Origin of the sequence: Micromonospora sp. NPDC048947 (genome assembly GCF_040649495.1) — a bacterium.
Taxonomy (GTDB): Bacteria; Actinomycetota; Actinomycetes; order Mycobacteriales; family Micromonosporaceae; genus Micromonospora; species Micromonospora alfalfae.
The window spans coordinates 283556-300324 of the sequence record NZ_JBEZFO010000001.1 but is presented as its reverse complement, the minus strand read 5'-3'; the positions used below and the strand labels follow the sequence as shown (position 1 = coordinate 300324).

Below are 16769 nucleotides of genomic sequence, written 5' to 3'. Positions count from 1 at the left end.
ATCCTTCCGATCGCTTTAGGCAAACGTCAACAGGCGTAGCGGTTGCCCGCGGAACAGTCGTCGTAACCGTCTCCGGATCGGGACTCTCACCGCCCCAGCACCTCCTCGCAGGTGACGTCGTATCCGCTCTGGTGCAGCTTCGCCAACAGCTCGCCCGCCTGTGCCGATCCATCGGGATCGAGGACGTCGCCGGCCGTGGTGATTCGCTGCCTGCTCCGCGCTGAACACCGCAGCCCCAGCACCCGCCGCCTGCGCGGCTGACAAGACAAGCATGTCGGCTATCCGTCACTTCGCTGGCCGCGTCGTTTTGTTCTGCTTCCGTAGCGCGGTGGATCTCATGGACCAGCCGAGCGTGGGGAAGCGCTGGTGACCTCGATGCTGGGCCCGGCATGGACGCGCAAACCCGACACCCCGGAGGACACCGGCCGCCAGCCGCTCGCTGTCGAGACCGTAATCGGCACGCACGCGGCGGCGCTGATTCCCGGCGTCATCACCACCACCCCCCATGCCCGTTACCTTGCTCTACACGCTCGTCTCGCGATCGAGTCGCAGCGGCGCGGCTGGACAGACAAGACGGACCTGGGACAGTTCCGCGCCCTGGTTCGCCGTGCCGAGGTCGTGCTGGGCGCGGTGTCCGTCGCTCACCGTGAGGCGGACGACGACCACCACCTACGGGCGGGCTCCTTCGGGTCACACGGCGTGAACGCCATTCGGCCCGAACTGGACCGGGAACGTGCCATGGATGTCGGTCAACTGGCCGACGCATACAGCCGAGTGCCTGGCGGTTACCTGCAGACGTACGCGGGGATCGAGGCGGTGCTCGGCCTCACCGATGGGGGGCGAATTCCCCTGCCCGGGCCGGCGGCCGACGCCGACCAGCTCGCCGCCCTCGATGAGGTGCTGAGCGTGGCCGAACGGAGGAGGCCGCTTTCCGTGGCGGACCTCGACGCCCTTCGCCACTTGTGCGTGTGCGCCATCGGCGACGCCCCCGACGGAGCGTGCGTGCGGAACGCCTACTTCGGTGACCGCGGCCACCTCGATTACGCCAGAATCCATCGGCGCAGCGCCGCGCTGTTGGTTGGGGCGCTCACCGGCGAGCAGGTCGATGCGGAGTCGATCGACATGTCCATGGACCGGTGGTGCTGCTTCCGGCCAGGGCTGCTGGAGTTGGTGGGCGAGGACCTGCACCCTCATGCCCTCGTTTGGCGTGGTGCGCTGCTGCGCAACTGGTCGGTCTGGGCGTGGCGGCTGATCTGGGCGCGGCTGGTGTCGCCCTTGTCCAGCACCGGCACCCTTGAGCGGGCGATCGCCGAGTTCGTCCGCGCTCTTCCGGACGCAACCGTCCGCGAGGCGCTCGTCGACGGCCTCCCTCCAATGGTCGACCACGTCGGTACCCCATTGCCGGTCGAGCACGACCTGTACCGCGACGCGCTCGACGTTGACGACTGGACGGTGCTGGGAATGCTGCGGCTGCTCGCCGTCGGCGCCCGACGTCTGGACCATCTTGACCCGGTCACCCGGGACGCCTTCGTCGGCACGTCCGCCGACGACCTGGGACCCGGCTACGTCGCCGCGTGGCTCGACCGCGACGCCGACCGCCCGTTGGCCGAGGCCGTCTCCGACCTTGCGGCCGCACTGTTTCATCGCGCCGAATCCGTGAGCCGGCAGAAGATGCAGTGGACCCGATACGGCCTGCGGCTGCCCACCCGTCTGCGCCGCGTCGGCGATCGGTGGCGGCTGGAGGGCCGGGAAGGCCGGGGGGCGGTCTCCCTCCGGCTGCCGACCTTCACGAACGTCATGCAGCAACTGGATGTGGTCGCGCACGACGACGGCACCTGGCGTCCCGGCCGGCACGCCCTGGAGGTGACGTCGTGATGCCGTGGGAGGACCTGCGGGGAGCCGCTCCGCCGGCGCTGCTGCGCGGCCGGCCGCTCGCCGACGCCGAAGAGGTTCTCGTCCTCACGTACACCTGTGACCTGTCCTTCTTCGAGGACGTCTGCCTGCGCGAAGCGCAGGCCGTCCGCGCCCGCACCACCATCATGTACGACGCCGAACAGCTCACCCGGGGGCCCCGGCGGACCGATTACCTGGCCCTGCCGGTCGTCTGCAAGGGAGGCGGGGCATTCCACCCGAAGCTCGTGGTGATCGCCTCCGAGACGGACGCCGTGGTTGCCATCGGGTCCGGCAACGCCACCCCGTCGGGCTGGCACCACAACGCGGAGGTCTGGACGCTGCTGCGCGGCGCAGGCCATACGGTGCCGCAGCTGTTCCATGACCTCGCTGCCTGGCTGAGTCGACTGCCCGCTGCGGTCTGGGTGGAGAGCCTCGGTCGGGAACGCCTCGACCGAGTCGCGGCGCTGCTCACCGCACGTCCGGCGGAGCAGGCCCCCGGCCAGCCGGTGCTGGTGACGACGGCGGCGCGTCCGATCATCGAGCAGCTTCCGGTGCCGGGGACGCCCGTCACGTCGCTCGCGGTCGCCGCCCCGTTCTTCGACCCGCGGGCGGAGGCGCTGCGCCGGCTGATCGACCGCTTCGGACCCGCCGAACTGCACCTCCTGCTCACCCGGGACGTCCAGTGCGACCCGGACGCGCTCGCCCGGGTTGTCAAACGCGCGCCGATGGGCGTGGTCGCCACCCCGAAGAGCAGTCGCTACCACCACGCGAAGATCGTGGAGTGGCAGACGGTCGGCCAGTCGTGGGCGCTGACCGGCAGCGCAAACTGCAGCATGGCCGCCCTGGTCAGGACCATGGCCACGGGTGGAAACTGCGAGCTCGGCCTACTCACCGAGACGGCCCCGTTGATCGACACCGGCGCCGCCCACGAGGTGGACCTGGCGCAGCCGGCGGTTCTGCACGTACGGGAACCCGGCGGACGCCCCCCGTCGGAGGCGACCCTGCGCGTGCTCGGGGTCCGGGTCGACGCCGAGCGGGTGGAGGCCACAGTTCTGGTCGACGCGGAATTGGCCCCGGCATGGCTCTTGGTCGACGGGCTGCGGCTCGACCACCACCACAGCGACGGCAAACTCCACCGCTACGTCGGTGTCCCGGCTGCCGACTGGTCCCTCGTATCCGGTGGACGAGCGACCGTGAGCGTGGAGACGGACATGGGCGTCGAAGTCCGCGACGTGGTGGTGACCGACGTGACTGCCGCACTGTCGCGCATCGACCGCCCGTCCCCGCTGGAACACACGTCGTTGCCGCTCGTCATCGCCGACCAGGCGCACCTGGCCGCGCTAGTCGAGGCGCTCGCCTATCTGGCCTCGGTCCGGCCGGACGGCATCGCCACCCCGCCCGGCATCAACCGGCGGCGCCAGGTGGAAGGTCGGATCAGCGCGGCCGTCGGGCCAGCGCTGCTGCGTTTTACCCTCGGCGTGAACGGCCGGAACCGGCCGACGCCAGCCGACGAAGAGATCTTCGACGACCCGGACGAGGACAATGGCGCTTCGCCCCGGGTCGGGCAGGAGGAGAGAAGGACGACGGCGGAGCGGCCGTCGGCCCGGGCGGAGACTGTCGCGACGGTGCTGGACGCGCTCACGCCGGGCCAGCGCACCCGGCTACGACGTGAGATCGAAGGACTGGTCGACGCGTCGGAGGGGTGGTCGCTGCCGGCGAAGCTGGCCGTCAGCCGGCTGGTGCTGACCTTGGTCGCCGGCGGGCTCTGGCTGGATGCGGCCGACTGGTCCGACCTCCTCTACTGGGTGGTGCTGCAACTCTGGATGACCGACCAGGAAGAGAGCCTGGACGACGAGCACGCGGCCCTCGCCACCATCGGGCTCGTGGCGCTGCGCAGCGGTCTCGACCGCCGGACCGAGCCGGACAGCGAACTCGTCGAGCAATTCGAGGAGCTACGGCAGGCTTACGTGGAATGGACCGACTGGCTCGCGGCGGCGCCGGTGGAGACGGTCCGGCGGTACGCGGCCGGCCTGGGCGGACACACCTTCGGTGTGCTGTTCGGACAGACCAACTTCGTGGCCGAGCTCACCTGGATCCTCGGGCGCACGGCGTTGCACGACGCGGTGGACCGGCTCACGGGTGCCCAGCTCGACAGTGGTTCCGTCGTCCGCGTCACCGGCGGCCGCACCACCCGTCAAGCCGTCATCGCCGCCCTCGACGCCCTGCGTGACTTCCGCGACGTGCAGGTGGCGTCGGAGGGTGAGCCGGCGGTGCACGGCTGGTGGAACGGGCGACGTCTGCTGCTGGTCACCCGGACGGGTGCCACGTGGCGGGCCGAGACCTGGTCGAACCTGATGACCGGTATCGCCGCCTACTCGCGCGGCACCCCATTGCGCCCGCCTGACCGGCGCTGGACGGCGTCCGGACCGGACGACGCCTTCGGAAGTCAGACGAGCAGCCCGTGAGCGAGCCAGACGAAGGGAACCGGATGTCGATTAGGGGCTTCACGATCGCGGAGCGGGTCGCGCAGGAGTTGCTGCGTGCCAGGACGCCGCTCGACGACGACGAACTTGCCCGGCAGCTCGACGTGCAACCGCGGCAGACGATTAACCAGGCATGCCGCCGGTTGGAGCAGAGCCGTCGGCTCCGCAGATACGTCGGCCCTGCCGGCAAGATTGTGAACGAACTCCCGGGGGAGGGCGGAACGTCGGCGGCGATCGTGCGGCAGGAGACCCGGCGGGCACCGACCGCCGGCGACAGCGCGGTGCAACGGCACGCCGAGAGCGTCATGCTCGAGCTGCTCGGCGTCCGGCTGGGCTGCGCGCTCGGCCCTCGGCGATTCATGCTGGAGGATGGGTCCCGGGTCGAGGTCGACGGGGCGGACGAGAACCTGACCGTCCTCGTCGAGGCGTGGGCGCACCAGGGGCCGCCGAAGTCCGCGCAGAAGCACAAGGTGCTCGCCGACGCGTTCCGCCTGATGTTCGTGGCGTCGTCGCTGCCGACCTCGCCGCGCCTGGTGCTCTGCCTCTCTGACCCGGAGGCGGCCCACCATTTCACGACCGCGCGCTCCTGGGCTGCCGCGGCGCTGCGCGGGTTCGGGCTGGCAGTCGAGGTGGTCGAGCTGCCAACGGAGGTGAGGTCGGACATCCTCGCTGCCCAGCAGCGCCAGTACCGTTGAGCTCTGTGCATCGGACTTCGCGCCTTGGTAATTCGCCCGATGGGGATGAGGCAGGATCACCCCCTGTCCCAGGAGGCTGTCGGATCGTAGATCGGCCTCGGGCCGTTCGCCCTGGACCTGCACAGGCGCGAGCTGTCCCTCAGCGCGATCCGCTAGCAGCTGCGTGACGCGCTTGGCCAGTACGGCCAGTGGGGCGACGGCACCTGGACGGTCGTCGAGACGGTCTACCGAACGCGGCTCGCTCGGCTGACTGATTACCTGGCCCAGATGCACGCCACCAACCCCGTCGTGAGGTCGCTCTCGTGGGCCTCCGAGCAGGTCGTGGCGTACGGGGACAGCCCGGTCGCCCCCGATCCCGGCGAGCCATCTGCACGCACCCGCCCAGGCATGCCAGGTCGGGACGACGATGCGGGAATTCGCGGCGGCCGCACGGTCGGCCGACTCCAGGCCGTGCAGGCCATCGTTGCCGTCAGGTTAGCGAGCATCACGACCGGGGGAACGGTCCTGACGCCGCTGACCTTGTGGGCGCGTCGTAACGGTTTGGCACCCAACTCCTGGGGTGATGGGACCGCGCAGCGTTATCGTCTACCAGGATTGCTCGAGCTGGGGAACCCGGCTGAGTAGGTTGCGTCCACCAGTTCCTGAAGATGGCGAATGACGTCGATCTTGTGCTCGGTCTCCGGCAGCTGTTGCTGGCCAGCCGCTACCAGCCCGTTGCGCCAGTGCCTGATGATTTCCCGCTGCGCTGCGGCAGGCAAGCCGTCGATCCACAGCGACCCGAGGTTGTTGTCGACGATCTCCTGCAGGTGGTTGGCGGTCTGCCGGTCCGAGAGGCGGGAGATCAGGAACTCCAGTGTCCAGTCGAACAACCCTCCGGTTGCGGTCCAGTCGACGCCGGGTTTCAGCACGATGAGGCCAGCCATTATTTCCCCACGATGAATACTCGTGGACCGAGGCTCCGGTCCGTAATGAACTGCTCGATTCGGGCCACCTGTTCCGGGTTGAACTGCGCGACGTCCACCGGCACCAGGTCTGCTTTGTCTAAATGTCGCTCAATCTGATACTGCAGTTGTGGCCACTGACGGTCAAAGAACTGGGCCGGAAAGTTGCCCACCGCATCGTAGGTCCGCCCGGCCCCGTCGACCCAGTCGGCAGAGGAGTCCGCTGGAGCGCGCTGCAGCCGTACGCCCACTTCCTGCTCCAACCGGACCGCCGTCTCCGCCTCGCCCGGGCGAAATTTCCCGGTGGCCGGATCCATGCCGAGATCACGGACTCGTTGCTGCTCCACCGTATGGCCTGGAGTCTCGCGAGGCGGCTCAGGCTCTGGCGTGTTCCGGCTCGGCGGCGGCTCACCTTTCAGGAGTCGCCCCAGCGCCTGCTTCAGTTTTTCGATGAGGTCACCGAGCCGGCGCATCTCCGGAATCAGCCGTCGCAGGCTGGTCAGCAGCCCTCGCAGCAGCCGCGCGATCCGCGCCCCCCACGACGCCACAAGCGTCGTCACCTGCTCCATCACCAGCGGCGCGGCAAGCCCGCCGGTGATGAGGAGTTCGCCCGCGTACACGATGATGCGGGACACGCAGGTGGCGATGGCGTCGCGGACCAGGAGCCGGACGGCTGCCACCAGGCCGGCGGCGCCTTCGGTGATCGCGGCCAGGGTGTCGGCGCCCTGGGCGAGGCCGGTGATGGCCTGGTGCTGTTCGGAGGCCCAGGCCCGGTAGGCGGGTCCGGCACTGCCGCCCCAGCCGGCGACGTCGGTGCGGACGGCGCGTGCCAGTTCGGCGGCGTCGTCGCGGAGGGAGCCGGCGACGTTGCGCCAGGTCTGGGCGTGCGCGGTGATCTGCGTCGGGTCGCCGGCGAGCCAGTCCAGCGCCTCGCTGAGTGGCTTGACGTGTTCGATGAGCCAGGCGATCCCGTACTGGAGCAGGGCGCCGACCGGGTCGGAGACGAACGCGAGAGCGTCCAGGCTGGCGCTCACCACGCCGATGCTGCCGTCGATCCAACTGCCGTTGCGGACGCCCTGGGCGATGAGTTCGATGTCCTCGCAGATCCACACGCCCGCCCAGGCGCTGGGCGGGGTGTCCACAGCGGCGGCGACGAGCGGGTTGGCCGTCACGAGCGCTGCCGCACTCCGTCGAGCAGGTGCTTGGCGTGGGCGTCGGACTCTCGGTACCGGTCCGCGCCGACCCGCAGCCTGCCGGCGGTGTCCCGCACCGACGCGGCGGCGCCGCCGATGCCGTCGACAAGGGTTCGTTGCAGGCCGTCGAGCAGCACCGGCATCATCGCGCAGAGTTGCCCGTAGGCGTCGGTGCCCAATCGGACGTGTTGGCCCGCCTGCTGGGCGGTGTCGAGGCTGCTGGCGCAGCGATCGAGGCGTGCGGCGTGGGCGGTCAGGTCGTCCGGGTCGACCTGGATACCGTCACCGCCGGGCATCGTTCGATCCCTGGTCGGGGAGAAGCCGGCCGCGGTACGAGTCGACGATGGTCTGGGCGCTCGGGTCGCCGCCCAATGACTGTGTGACCGCGTCGCTGACCTGTCGGAGCAGGTCGGCGCGCGCGGCAGTGGTGGTCTCCAGGATCTGTCGGGCGCTGTGCGCCGCGGGTTGTTGCCGGATGCGCTCGTCGAGCCGTAGGTCGATCAGCACGCCGGCCGAGTCGACTGTGACGTCGACAGTCCGATCGGCATTGTGGGCGGTGCCGGTCAATTCGCGCATCGTCGCCGACAGCGTTTTCGCGCGTTCCGCCCGTTCGGCGAGCGACGACTCCCACTCGTCGAGTCGGCGCTCCGCCGCGTCCAGCGCAGCGTCGTCCGCCCACATGTCGACCCTCCCCGGGGGACCACCGCCGGCGGCAACCGGCGCGACATCACCGGCACGCTACCAACCGGTCGCCCTACGTGCATGCCCTCGGGATGAACGCCAAGGACGTTGCGCCAGGTGCAGCGAAGCGGCCACAGGAGTGTCGTCTTCGCCGAGGAGGAGTGGCAATCCGAACCACGTGACGGTCAGCTCGACGAAGATTGTCCCCGTGACGAGCGACAACACGCCCCGGGGCTGGACCAGCCGGACCGTCTGGGACAGGCGGTTCAACGCCCCGCTGCGCTCGTTCCTACGTACCGAGACCGGCGGCGCGCGGGTGGTGCTGATCGCCGCGGTGGTGGCTCTGGTCTGGGCCAACCTGCACGTGTCGTCGTACGAGTCGGTCTGGAGCACCTCCTTGTCGGTGCGCCTCGGCGACTGGCAGGTGGCGCACGACGTGCGTACCTGGATCAACAGCGGCCTGATGACGTTTTTCTTCCTGGTCGCGGGGCTGGAGTTGCGCCGCGAGTTCGACATCGGCGAGTTGCGGGAGCGGCGTCGCCTGGCGTTGCCGATGCTGGCCGGGGTCGGCGGCATGCTCGTGCCGATCGCGATCTACCTCGCCATCAACGCCGGGCACACCACAGCGGCGGGCTGGGGCGCGGTGATGGCCACCGACACGGCGCTCGCGCTCGGCGCGCTTGCCGTCTTCGGGCCACGCTTCTCGGAACGGCTGCGGGGTTTCCTGCTGACCGTCGCCGTGGTCGACGATGTGGTGGCGATCGCGGTGCTGGCCATTGCGTACCCGCATCACCCCTCGCTGACGGCGCTGATCGTCGCGGCGGCGATCTTCGGCGTCGTGTTGCTCGTCCGGGGCTGCGGGGTGCGGTTCGGCCCGGTCTACGCGCTGCTCGGGGTGGCTGCCTGGCTCGCCGTCTCGATGTCCGGTGTCGACCCGGTCGCTGTGGGCCTGGTGATGGGGTTACTGACCTACGCCTACGCTCCCGGCCGAGGCGACCTGCAGCGGGCCAGCGACCAGTTCCGGCTCTTCCGGGAACAGCCCACCCCGCAACTCGCCCGGATGGCCCGGGCCGGGCTCACCTCGGCGCTGTCGCCGAACGAACGGTTGCAGACGCTCTACCACCCGTTGGCGAGCTATGTGGTGGTGCCACTGTTCGCGCTGGCCAACGTCGGCATCGTGATCGACGGCGACCTGCTGACCAGGGCCGTGACCTCCCCGGTCACGCTCGGGGTCGTGGTCGCGTACGTCGTCGGCAAGCCGGCCGGGATCGTGGCCACCGCGTGGCTGGTGACCCGGCTCAGCGGCAACCGGTTCCGGCCACCCGTCGGTTGGGTCGCCGTCGTGGGGGTCGGCACGATCTCCGGCATCGGGTTCACTGTCGCGCTCCTGATCGCCACCCATGCCCTGAGCGGCCCGGCCCTGGACGAGGCGAAGTTCGGCATCCTCGTGGCGACGCTCGGCGCGTCGCTGGTCACCTGGCTGGTGTTCCGCTCCGTCGCACGACTCTCGCCGGCGCGGCGGACCCGCGCGTTGTTGGGCGTCACCGAGGGGATCGTCGACCTGATGCTGCCGGTCGATGCGGATCGCGACCACCTGCGGGGGTCTCTTGAGGCACCGGTGACGGTTGTGGAGTACGGCGACTTCGAGTGCCCCTACTGCGGGCAGGCCGAGCCGGTGGTCCGAGAGCTGCTGGCGGACTTCGCCAACGTCCGGTACGTCTGGCGGCACCTGCCGCTCACCGATGTCCACCCGCATGCCCAACTCGCCGCCGAGGCCGCCGAGGCGGCGGGGGAGCAGGGCGCGTTCTGGGAGATGCACGACCTGCTGCTCGCCCACCAGGACGCCCTCAACCCCACTGACCTGCTCGGTTACGCCGAACAGCTCGGCCTGGACCTGGACGGGTTCCGGGAGCACATGGTGAAGCGGATGGGCGTGGACCGGATCGCCGAGGACGTCGACTCCGCCGACCTCAGCGGCGTCACCGGCACCCCGACCTTCTTCATCAACGGCCGGCGGCACCACGGCGCGTACGACATCACCGCGCTCTCGGCGGCGGTGAAGTCGGCGTTCGCGAGCGCGAAGCTCCGCCCCGAGTACCACCCTCGGGATCCCGGCCGCCGCGAGGGCGGGCCGGCGAGCTGACCGACGGGCGCCGCGGTCGGTGCCGCCACGACCACGGGTACGGGTGGACGCCTCGCTCACCCGCCGGCGGTCGCGGCGTCGCTGGATCAACGGGGTCCGCCGCCGTGACCTCCGATCCGCCCCGGCGTCGCGGGGTGCGGAGGTGTTGGTCGGCTCCTTTGGAGCTGAATCGTTTGCGACATCACCGACGGGGCGGCGCTGCCGACTGCGGTTTGCAGTCGGGAGGCGGAAGCGGCAGGCATTCGGTCTGATTCGTTTGCGGCATCAGCTCCAAAGGCAGCGCGCCACAGCTCAGCCCCAGAGCTCAGCCCCAGAGCCCAGCTCCACAGCCCAGCTCCACAGCCCAGCTCCACAGCCCAGGGCCGTGTAAGCCGGGGCCCCGCAGCCAGGGGCTCGGCAGCCCCGCCGCAGCCCTCGCGGCCCAGGCGCCGCGGGCGGTCAGGTGACCGGGAGGGCGGCCAGCCGGTGGGCGCGGCGGCCCGCGACGGCCACGACGACCGCGAGGGCCAGGGCGATCAGGAAGAAGACGTCCGCGCCGGTGAAGGCCGCGTGGAAGCCCGCCGTCGGGTCGGTGGCGGAGCTGGCACGGGTGTACGCGATGGTGAGGATCGCGATGCCGAGTGAGCCACCGAGTTGGTGGGCGACGTTGACGAGGCCGGAGGCGGCACCGGCGTCCTGCGGTTCGACTCCGGCGACGCCGCCCTGGGTCATCAGGATGATCGCAATGCCCTGGCCGATTCCGATCACCAGCAGGGGCAGCAGCACATCCGGGAAGTAGCTGGAGCCGGTCGATATGCGCGACAGCCACGCCATGCCGACCAGGGCGAGAACGAGGGACACGACCAGCAGGACGGGTCGGCCGAGCTGGTTCTGTAGGGGCCGGATGGCGTACACCATGGCGAAGAACATGCCGGTGATGGGCACGTACGCGAAGCCGGTCTGCAGGGCGCTGAGGTGCAGGACCTCCTGGAGGTACTGGCTGAGGAAGTAGAAGGTGGAGAAGGTCGCGCCGACGATGAGGATCCGCCCGGCGTACGCCCCGGAGCGTTCCAGGCTGCGGAAGAGTCGCAGTGGGGTGATGGGCTGTGGTGCCCGGTGTTCGATCAGCGCGAAGGCGCTCAGGAGGATGGCGCCGAGGGCCAACGGGACAACGGTGCCCGGTGCGCTCCAACCGGCCGCGGCGGCCTGGATGAAGCCGTACACCAGGGCGGTCATGCCGCCGGTGGAGGTCAGCGCCCCGCCGAGGTCGAACGTGCCGGCGCGGCGTTCGGTCTCGACCAGGAACCGTGGTGCGAGCAGCGCGATGGCGATGCCGATCGGAACGTTGACGAGCATTCCCCAGCGCCAGGAGAGCAGGTCGGTGAAGACGCCGCCGATGACGATGCCGACGCTGCCGCCGGCGCCGATGACCGCGCTGTAGAGGGCGATCACCCTGGCTCGGGCCCCTGGTTGGGGGTGGTCGGCGACCAGCAGCGCGAGCGTGGAGGGCACCGCGAGCGCGGCGGCGAGACCCTGCACGACGCGGGCGGTGATCAGCCAGCTGCCGCTCTGGGCGAGGCCGGCGGCGAGGGACGCCGCGGTGAACAGGGCGATCCCGGCGAGGAAGACGCGGCGGCGGCCGAGCAGGTCACCGGCTCGGGCGCCGAGCAGGAGCAGGCCGCCGAACGCCAGAACGTAGGCGTTCTGCACCCAGGAGAGCCCGGACTGGGAGAAGCCGAACTGCCGCTGCACGTGCGGCAACGCGGTCGTGATGATCGAGGTGTCCAGCGTCATCATCAGCTGCGAGCCGAGGATGAGCGCCAGGGTGATCCCGCGTCGGGAAGCGGGAGTCGGGGGCATGGTCCGCCTTCTTTCGGGGCTAGACTGATAGGAGACCTCCGAATAAGTGGAGGCGCACTATCACTCTAGTGATAGTCGCCCTCCGGTTGCTAGCGCTGGGAGACATCGGCATCGTGACGGCCCTCACCCACCTGCGCGTGGCCCGCCCGCACCGGGCCGACGCCGCCCGCAACTACGACGCGATCCTGGAGGCTGCCCGGGTCGCCTTCGCCGAGCAGGGCGCGCAGGCTCCGCTGGAGGAGATCGCCCGCCGGGCCGGAGTGGGCATCGCGACGCTCTACCGCAACTTCCCGACCCGGGAGGTGTTGATCGAGAACGTCTATGTCACCGAGGTCGAGGCGGTGTGTGCGACCGCCGGGGAGGCCGAGGGGCTCGCCCCCCGCGACGGCCTGTACGCGTGGCTGCGGCGCTTCGTGGAGTACATCGGGGCGAAGCAACCCCTGGCCGCCGGCCTGAACCGAGAGTCCACCGCCTACCTGGAGTGTCGGCGGGCGCTCTACGCCGCCGGTGGGCCGCTGCTGGATCGGGCCCAGCGGGCCGGCGAGGTGCGCACCGACGTGACGATCGACGACGTCATGCGCCTGGCCAGCGCCATCGCCTCCGGGCACTTCCCCCGCGCCGACCAGCGCGATCACGTGCTCACTGTCGCCCTGGACGGGCTGAGTACGCAGCCGCAGTGACGCCCCCGCGCGTCGATGTCCGAAGTGGAACAGTAGCGGAACGTGTTCGGGGAATCACGATGGACTCGGGACCTTGACTCTCGGGAAACATCGGGCCACCATCTGACAACGTTGTCACAGACCCCCGCCATCTGACAACGTTGTCATGTCTGGAGGCAAGATGTCCGAGCCATCGCCGATCTCACGGCGTACCTTCCTCTCCGCCGGCGCGACGCTGCTGGCGTCGGTCGGGGTGACCGCGGCCCTCCCGGACGCCCTCGCGTCCGCCGCCGTGCCGGCGCCGACCGCCACCCCCACCGACCTTGCCCGGTACCGCCCGGTGACGGTCTCCTCGACCGACTACGCGCCGACGCCGGCCACCTTCGCCGTGGACGGCCTGCCGCAGGTCGGCGTCCGGGGGAGTGGATGGCGCGCCGCCAACGGCGACCCACAGTGGATCTCGGTGGACCTCCAGGCGCTGTGCCGGATCGAGGCCGTCTCGCTGGTCTTCGAGGCCACCCTCACCGACGGGCCGTTCGACGGCAACTACACCGACACCGACGGTGACGAGATCCTCTCCAGCGCCGCCACGGCGTACCGGATCGAGGTCTCCACCGACGGCAGTGCCTGGCGGTCGGTGTACGAGACCAGCGAGGGCCAGGGCGGCACGCAGACCATCAAGCTTCCCGAGCCGGTCACCGCCCGGTGGATCCGGATGACCGCCACGAAGCGCTCGAACAGCAACCCGGTGGGCCTCAACGGCTTCCAGGTCTACGGCGTACCCCTGGCGGGCCGGCCGAAGGCCGAGGGCTGGACCAGTTGGGAGGGTGGCAACACCGGCCCGGCCCCCGAGCTGAGGGTCGCCGCCGACGGCACTGTGCCGCTAGAGTCGGGCTGGTCGTTGACGATGGACGACTTCGCCGGCACCGCCGACGGCGCCGAGCTCTCCCGCGCCGGCGTCGACGTCCGGTCCTGGCTGCCGGCGACGGTGCCCGGCACCGTGCTGGGCACCCTGGTCGAGCAGGGCCACCTGCCCGACCCGGTGGCCGGCTTCAACAACATGCGCATCCCGGAGGCGCTGTCCCGGCACACCTGGTGGTACCGGCGCGCGCTGCGACTGCCGCGCGACCTGGACACCTCGGCCGGCCGACGGATCTGGCTGGAGTTCGACGGGATCAACCACGAGGCGACCGCCTGGGTCAACGGCGTGCAGGTCGGCAGCGTCAAGCACCCGTTCGCGCGGGCTGCCTTCGACATCACCGACGCGTTGGCCGGTCACCGCGGCGAGCACGTCCTCGCCGTCCGGGTCACCCCGATGCCCCACCCGGGCACCCCCGGCGACAAGGGCCCCGACGGTCGTACCTTCCTCCAGTCGGCCCACCACTACCTTGACGCGCCGACCTACCTGGCGGTGTCCGGGTGGGACTGGATGCCGGCCGTCCGTGACCGGGTCACCGGCCTCTGGGACCACGTCCGCCTGCGCAGCACCGGCGCCGTGGTCATCGGCGACCCGCACGTGCAGACCACGCTGCCCGACCTGCCCGGCACCGACACCGCCGAGGTCACCATCCGGGTGCCGGTCCGCAACGCGGCGGCCAGCGCCACCACTGTCACCGTCCGCGCGGAGTTCGACAAGGTACGCGTCGAGTCCACAGTGACAGTCCCCGCCGGGGGGAGCACCACAGTCACATTCACACCGGAGCGCTTCCGCGCGCTGCGGCTGCGCAACCCCCGGCTCTGGTGGCCCAACGGCTACGGCGACCCCCATCTGTACGACCTCACGCTCACCGCCACCGTGAAGCGCTCGGTGAGCGACCGGCGTGCACTCCGCTTCGGTGTCCGCGAGTTCGCCTACGACTGGCACCAGCCGATCGTCATCTCACCGCCCGGAAAGCCGGCGCTGGAGTTCGTCGACGGCGCGGCGACCCAGACCGTCACGTTCGACCGGCAGCACGCCCAGCACGTGCGCATCCAGGCCGGCCAGCGCGCCACCGGTTGGGGAATCTCGATGTTCTCGCTGTCGGTGGCCGACGGCGCCGGCCCGGATCTCGCCCTGCGCCGCGACGCCACCGCGTCGTCCTCGGAGAACGACGGCAACGGTCCCGGCAAGGCCGTGGACGGCGACGCGGCGACCCGCTGGGCCTCGCAGGCCGAGGACAACCAGTGGATCCAGGTCGACCTCGGCGCGGCGGTCGACTTCGACCGGGTCACCATCGTGTGGGAGCAGGCGTACGCGCTGGACTACCGCGTCCAGGTCTCCGCCGACGGGGACGCCTGGACCGACGTGACGTCGGTCAGCAACGACACCCCGCTGGGCAGCCGCGCCACCCAGGTCGAGACGTTCGCCAGCCAGACCGCCCAGCACCTGCGCATCCAGACCGGCGCGCGGGTGACCTCATGGGGCGTGTCCATGTGGGCGCTCTCCGTGCAGCGGCAGGCCGAGCCGGACGTCGACCTGGCCCTGGGCGCAACCGCCACCGCGTCGTCGTCCGACAGCGACTCGAACGGCCCGGACCGGGCCGTCGACGGCAACCCCCGCACCCGCTGGTCGTCGACGTTCGAGGACAACCAGTGGATCCAGGTCGACCTCGGCGCTCCGGTCAGCTTCGACCAGGTCAGCATCGTCTGGGAGCAGGCGTACGCCCGCGACTTCGTCATCCAGGTCTCGGCCGACGGGCAGCGGTGGACCGACGTGAAGTCGGTCAGCAACGCCGTCACCCAACTCAAGATCAGCGTGAACGGTGTGCCGGTGTTCGCCCGGGGCGGCAACTGGGGCTGGGACGAGCTGCTGCGTCGGGTGCTGCCCGACCGGCTGGCCGACACCGTCGAGATGCACCGTGACATGAACTTCACGATGATCCGCAACTGGCTCGGCAGCAGCAACCGCGAGGAGCTGTACCAGGCCTGCGACGAGCAGGGCATCCTGGTGTGGAACGACTTCTGGCAGGCGGGCGCGTTCCTGCCCAACCCGCCCGGCTACGTCGACATCGCCGCCGACACGATCCGGCGGTTCCGCCACCACCCGAGCATCGTGGTGTGGTGTGGCGCGAACGAGGGTGACCCGCCGCCGATCGTGGACGCCGGCCTCAAGCAGGCAGCGGCCACCGAGCACCCGGAGATCCTCTACATTCCCAACTCGGCCGGCGGCATCGTCAGCGGTCACGGCCCGTACCACTGGGTGGAGCCGGCGACGTACAACAACAGGAACACCTACGACACTGGCGCGTTCGGTTTCCACACCGAGATCGGCATGCCTGTGGTGTCGGTGGTCGAGAGCATGCGCAACCTCGTGGGTGACGCGCCGCAGTGGCCGATCGGTGAGGTGTGGAACTACCACGACTGGTCGACCATCGGTAACCAGCGTGTCGGCACGTACCAGGCGGCGATCGACGCGCGGCTCGGTGAGTCCGCGTCGCTCGACGAGTTCGCCACAAGGGCGCAGTTCGTCAACTACGAGAGCCACCGCGCGATGTTCGAGGCGTGGAACGCCAACCTGTGGCAGGACGCCACCGGTCTGCTGCTGTGGATGTCGCACCCGGCGTGGCACAGCACGGTCTGGCAGACCTACGACTACGACCTCGACGTGAACGGCGCCTACTACGGCGCCCGCAAGGGGTGCGAGCCGGTGCACGTCCAGGCCGACCCGGGCACCTGGCAGGTCCGGGTGGTCAACCACACCGCCGCGCCGCTCAGCGGGGTCACGGTGAGCGCCCGACGCTACGACCTGAGCGGCAGGTCGTTGGGTTCGCCCCAGCGGCAGCGGGTGGACGTGGCCCGCTCGGCCACCACGGCAATCTTCCCGCTCGCCGCTCCGGACGGCGGTGGGCTGCACCTGGTGCGACTGGAGCTGCGGGACGGCCGGGACCGGCTGCTCGCGGAGAACACCTACTGGCGCTACGACAAGGCCGAGCAGGTGCGGGCGCTCAACGACGTGCCGAGCACCCGACTGTCGACGTCGTCGAGCACCGTGCGCGTCGTGGACGGGCGCAACACCGTCACCACGACGGTCCGCAACCAGGGTCGTACTGTCGCCGCCCTGGTGCGGCTCGCCGTGCGCGACCAGCGCGGTGAGCGGGTCCTGCCGGCGCGCTACGACGACAACTACTTCTGGCTCCTGCCGGGGGAGAGCCGCGAGGTGCGGATCTCCTGGCCCGCCCGGTCGGGCCTCGCCCGCCAGGTCACGGTGACCGCGCAGGCGTACAACTCCTAGGGGTACGCGGTGGGAAGCGGCGCGGTGCGGGC

At 70.5% G+C, this 16769-nt stretch carries 11 protein-coding genes; 6 read left to right on the top strand and 5 right to left on the bottom strand.

Annotated features, from left to right (window positions below):
• The first annotated feature begins 366 nt into the window (after positions 1-366).
• Genes AB0B98_RS01330 through AB0B98_RS01320 form a run of 3 tightly spaced genes read left to right on the top strand, consistent with a single transcriptional unit; the run spans position 367 to position 5071 of the window.
• On the top strand, positions 367-1875 hold the full coding sequence (locus tag AB0B98_RS01330) for a hypothetical protein (RefSeq protein WP_357359853.1): 1509 nt from the start codon (positions 367-369) through the stop codon (positions 1873-1875).
• Positions 1875-4358 (top strand): hypothetical protein, encoded by a 2484-nt coding sequence (locus AB0B98_RS01325; RefSeq protein ID WP_357359851.1) that lies wholly within the window; start codon positions 1875-1877, stop codon positions 4356-4358. The genes AB0B98_RS01330 and AB0B98_RS01325 overlap by 1 nt, the downstream gene beginning before the upstream one ends.
• Positions 4355-5071 carry a hypothetical protein gene (locus tag AB0B98_RS01320; protein ID WP_357359849.1) on the top strand — a complete coding sequence of 239 codons (717 nt, stop codon included), beginning with the start codon at positions 4355-4357 and terminating at the stop codon, positions 5069-5071. Before AB0B98_RS01325 ends, AB0B98_RS01320 begins: the two co-directional genes overlap by 4 nt.
• A gap of 578 nt (positions 5072-5649) precedes the next feature.
• Here the strand turns inward: AB0B98_RS01320 and AB0B98_RS01315 are convergent.
• The 4 genes from AB0B98_RS01315 to AB0B98_RS01300 are packed head-to-tail and all read right to left on the bottom strand — an operon-like array spanning position 5650 to position 7886.
• Positions 5650-5994 carry a hypothetical protein gene (locus AB0B98_RS01315; protein ID WP_357359847.1) on the bottom strand — a complete coding sequence of 115 codons (345 nt, stop codon included), beginning with the start codon at positions 5992-5994 and terminating at the stop codon, positions 5650-5652.
• Complete coding sequence (locus AB0B98_RS01310) at positions 5994-7184, bottom strand: WXG100 family type VII secretion target (RefSeq protein WP_357359845.1); 1191 nt, start codon at positions 7182-7184, stop codon at positions 5994-5996. The genes AB0B98_RS01315 and AB0B98_RS01310 overlap by 1 nt, the downstream gene beginning before the upstream one ends.
• A complete protein-coding gene (locus tag AB0B98_RS01305) occupies positions 7181-7501 on the bottom strand; it encodes a type VII secretion target (protein ID WP_357359843.1) in 321 nt (106 codons plus the stop codon). Before AB0B98_RS01305 ends, AB0B98_RS01310 begins: the two co-directional genes overlap by 4 nt.
• Positions 7488-7886: a YbaB/EbfC family DNA-binding protein gene (locus AB0B98_RS01300; RefSeq protein ID WP_357359841.1), complete on the bottom strand. Its 399-nt coding sequence runs from the start codon at positions 7884-7886 to the stop codon at positions 7488-7490. The genes AB0B98_RS01305 and AB0B98_RS01300 overlap by 14 nt, the downstream gene beginning before the upstream one ends.
• Positions 7887-8094: 208 nt before the next feature.
• Between AB0B98_RS01300 and AB0B98_RS01295 the strand changes: the two genes are divergently transcribed.
• Positions 8095-10029, top strand: coding sequence for a Na+/H+ antiporter NhaA (locus AB0B98_RS01295; protein WP_357359839.1), 1935 nt, complete (start codon positions 8095-8097; stop codon positions 10027-10029).
• A gap of 438 nt (positions 10030-10467) precedes the next feature.
• Here AB0B98_RS01295 and AB0B98_RS01290 read toward each other — a convergent pair whose 3' ends face one another.
• Entirely contained in the window at positions 10468-11868 is a 1401-nt protein-coding gene (locus AB0B98_RS01290; RefSeq protein ID WP_357359836.1) for an MFS transporter, read from the bottom strand.
• A 113-nt stretch (positions 11869-11981) separates the two neighbouring features.
• On the opposite strand from AB0B98_RS01290, the gene AB0B98_RS01285 reads away from it, so the two are divergent.
• Positions 11982-12548 carry a helix-turn-helix domain-containing protein gene (locus tag AB0B98_RS01285; protein ID WP_357359834.1) on the top strand — a complete coding sequence of 189 codons (567 nt, stop codon included), beginning with the start codon at positions 11982-11984 and terminating at the stop codon, positions 12546-12548.
• 160 nt (positions 12549-12708) lie between these two features.
• The gene (locus AB0B98_RS01280) at positions 12709-16737 is read left to right on the top strand and encodes a discoidin domain-containing protein (RefSeq protein ID WP_357359832.1); all 4029 of its coding nucleotides are present in this window, start codon (positions 12709-12711) and stop codon (positions 16735-16737) included.
• Positions 16738-16769 lie beyond the last annotated feature (32 nt).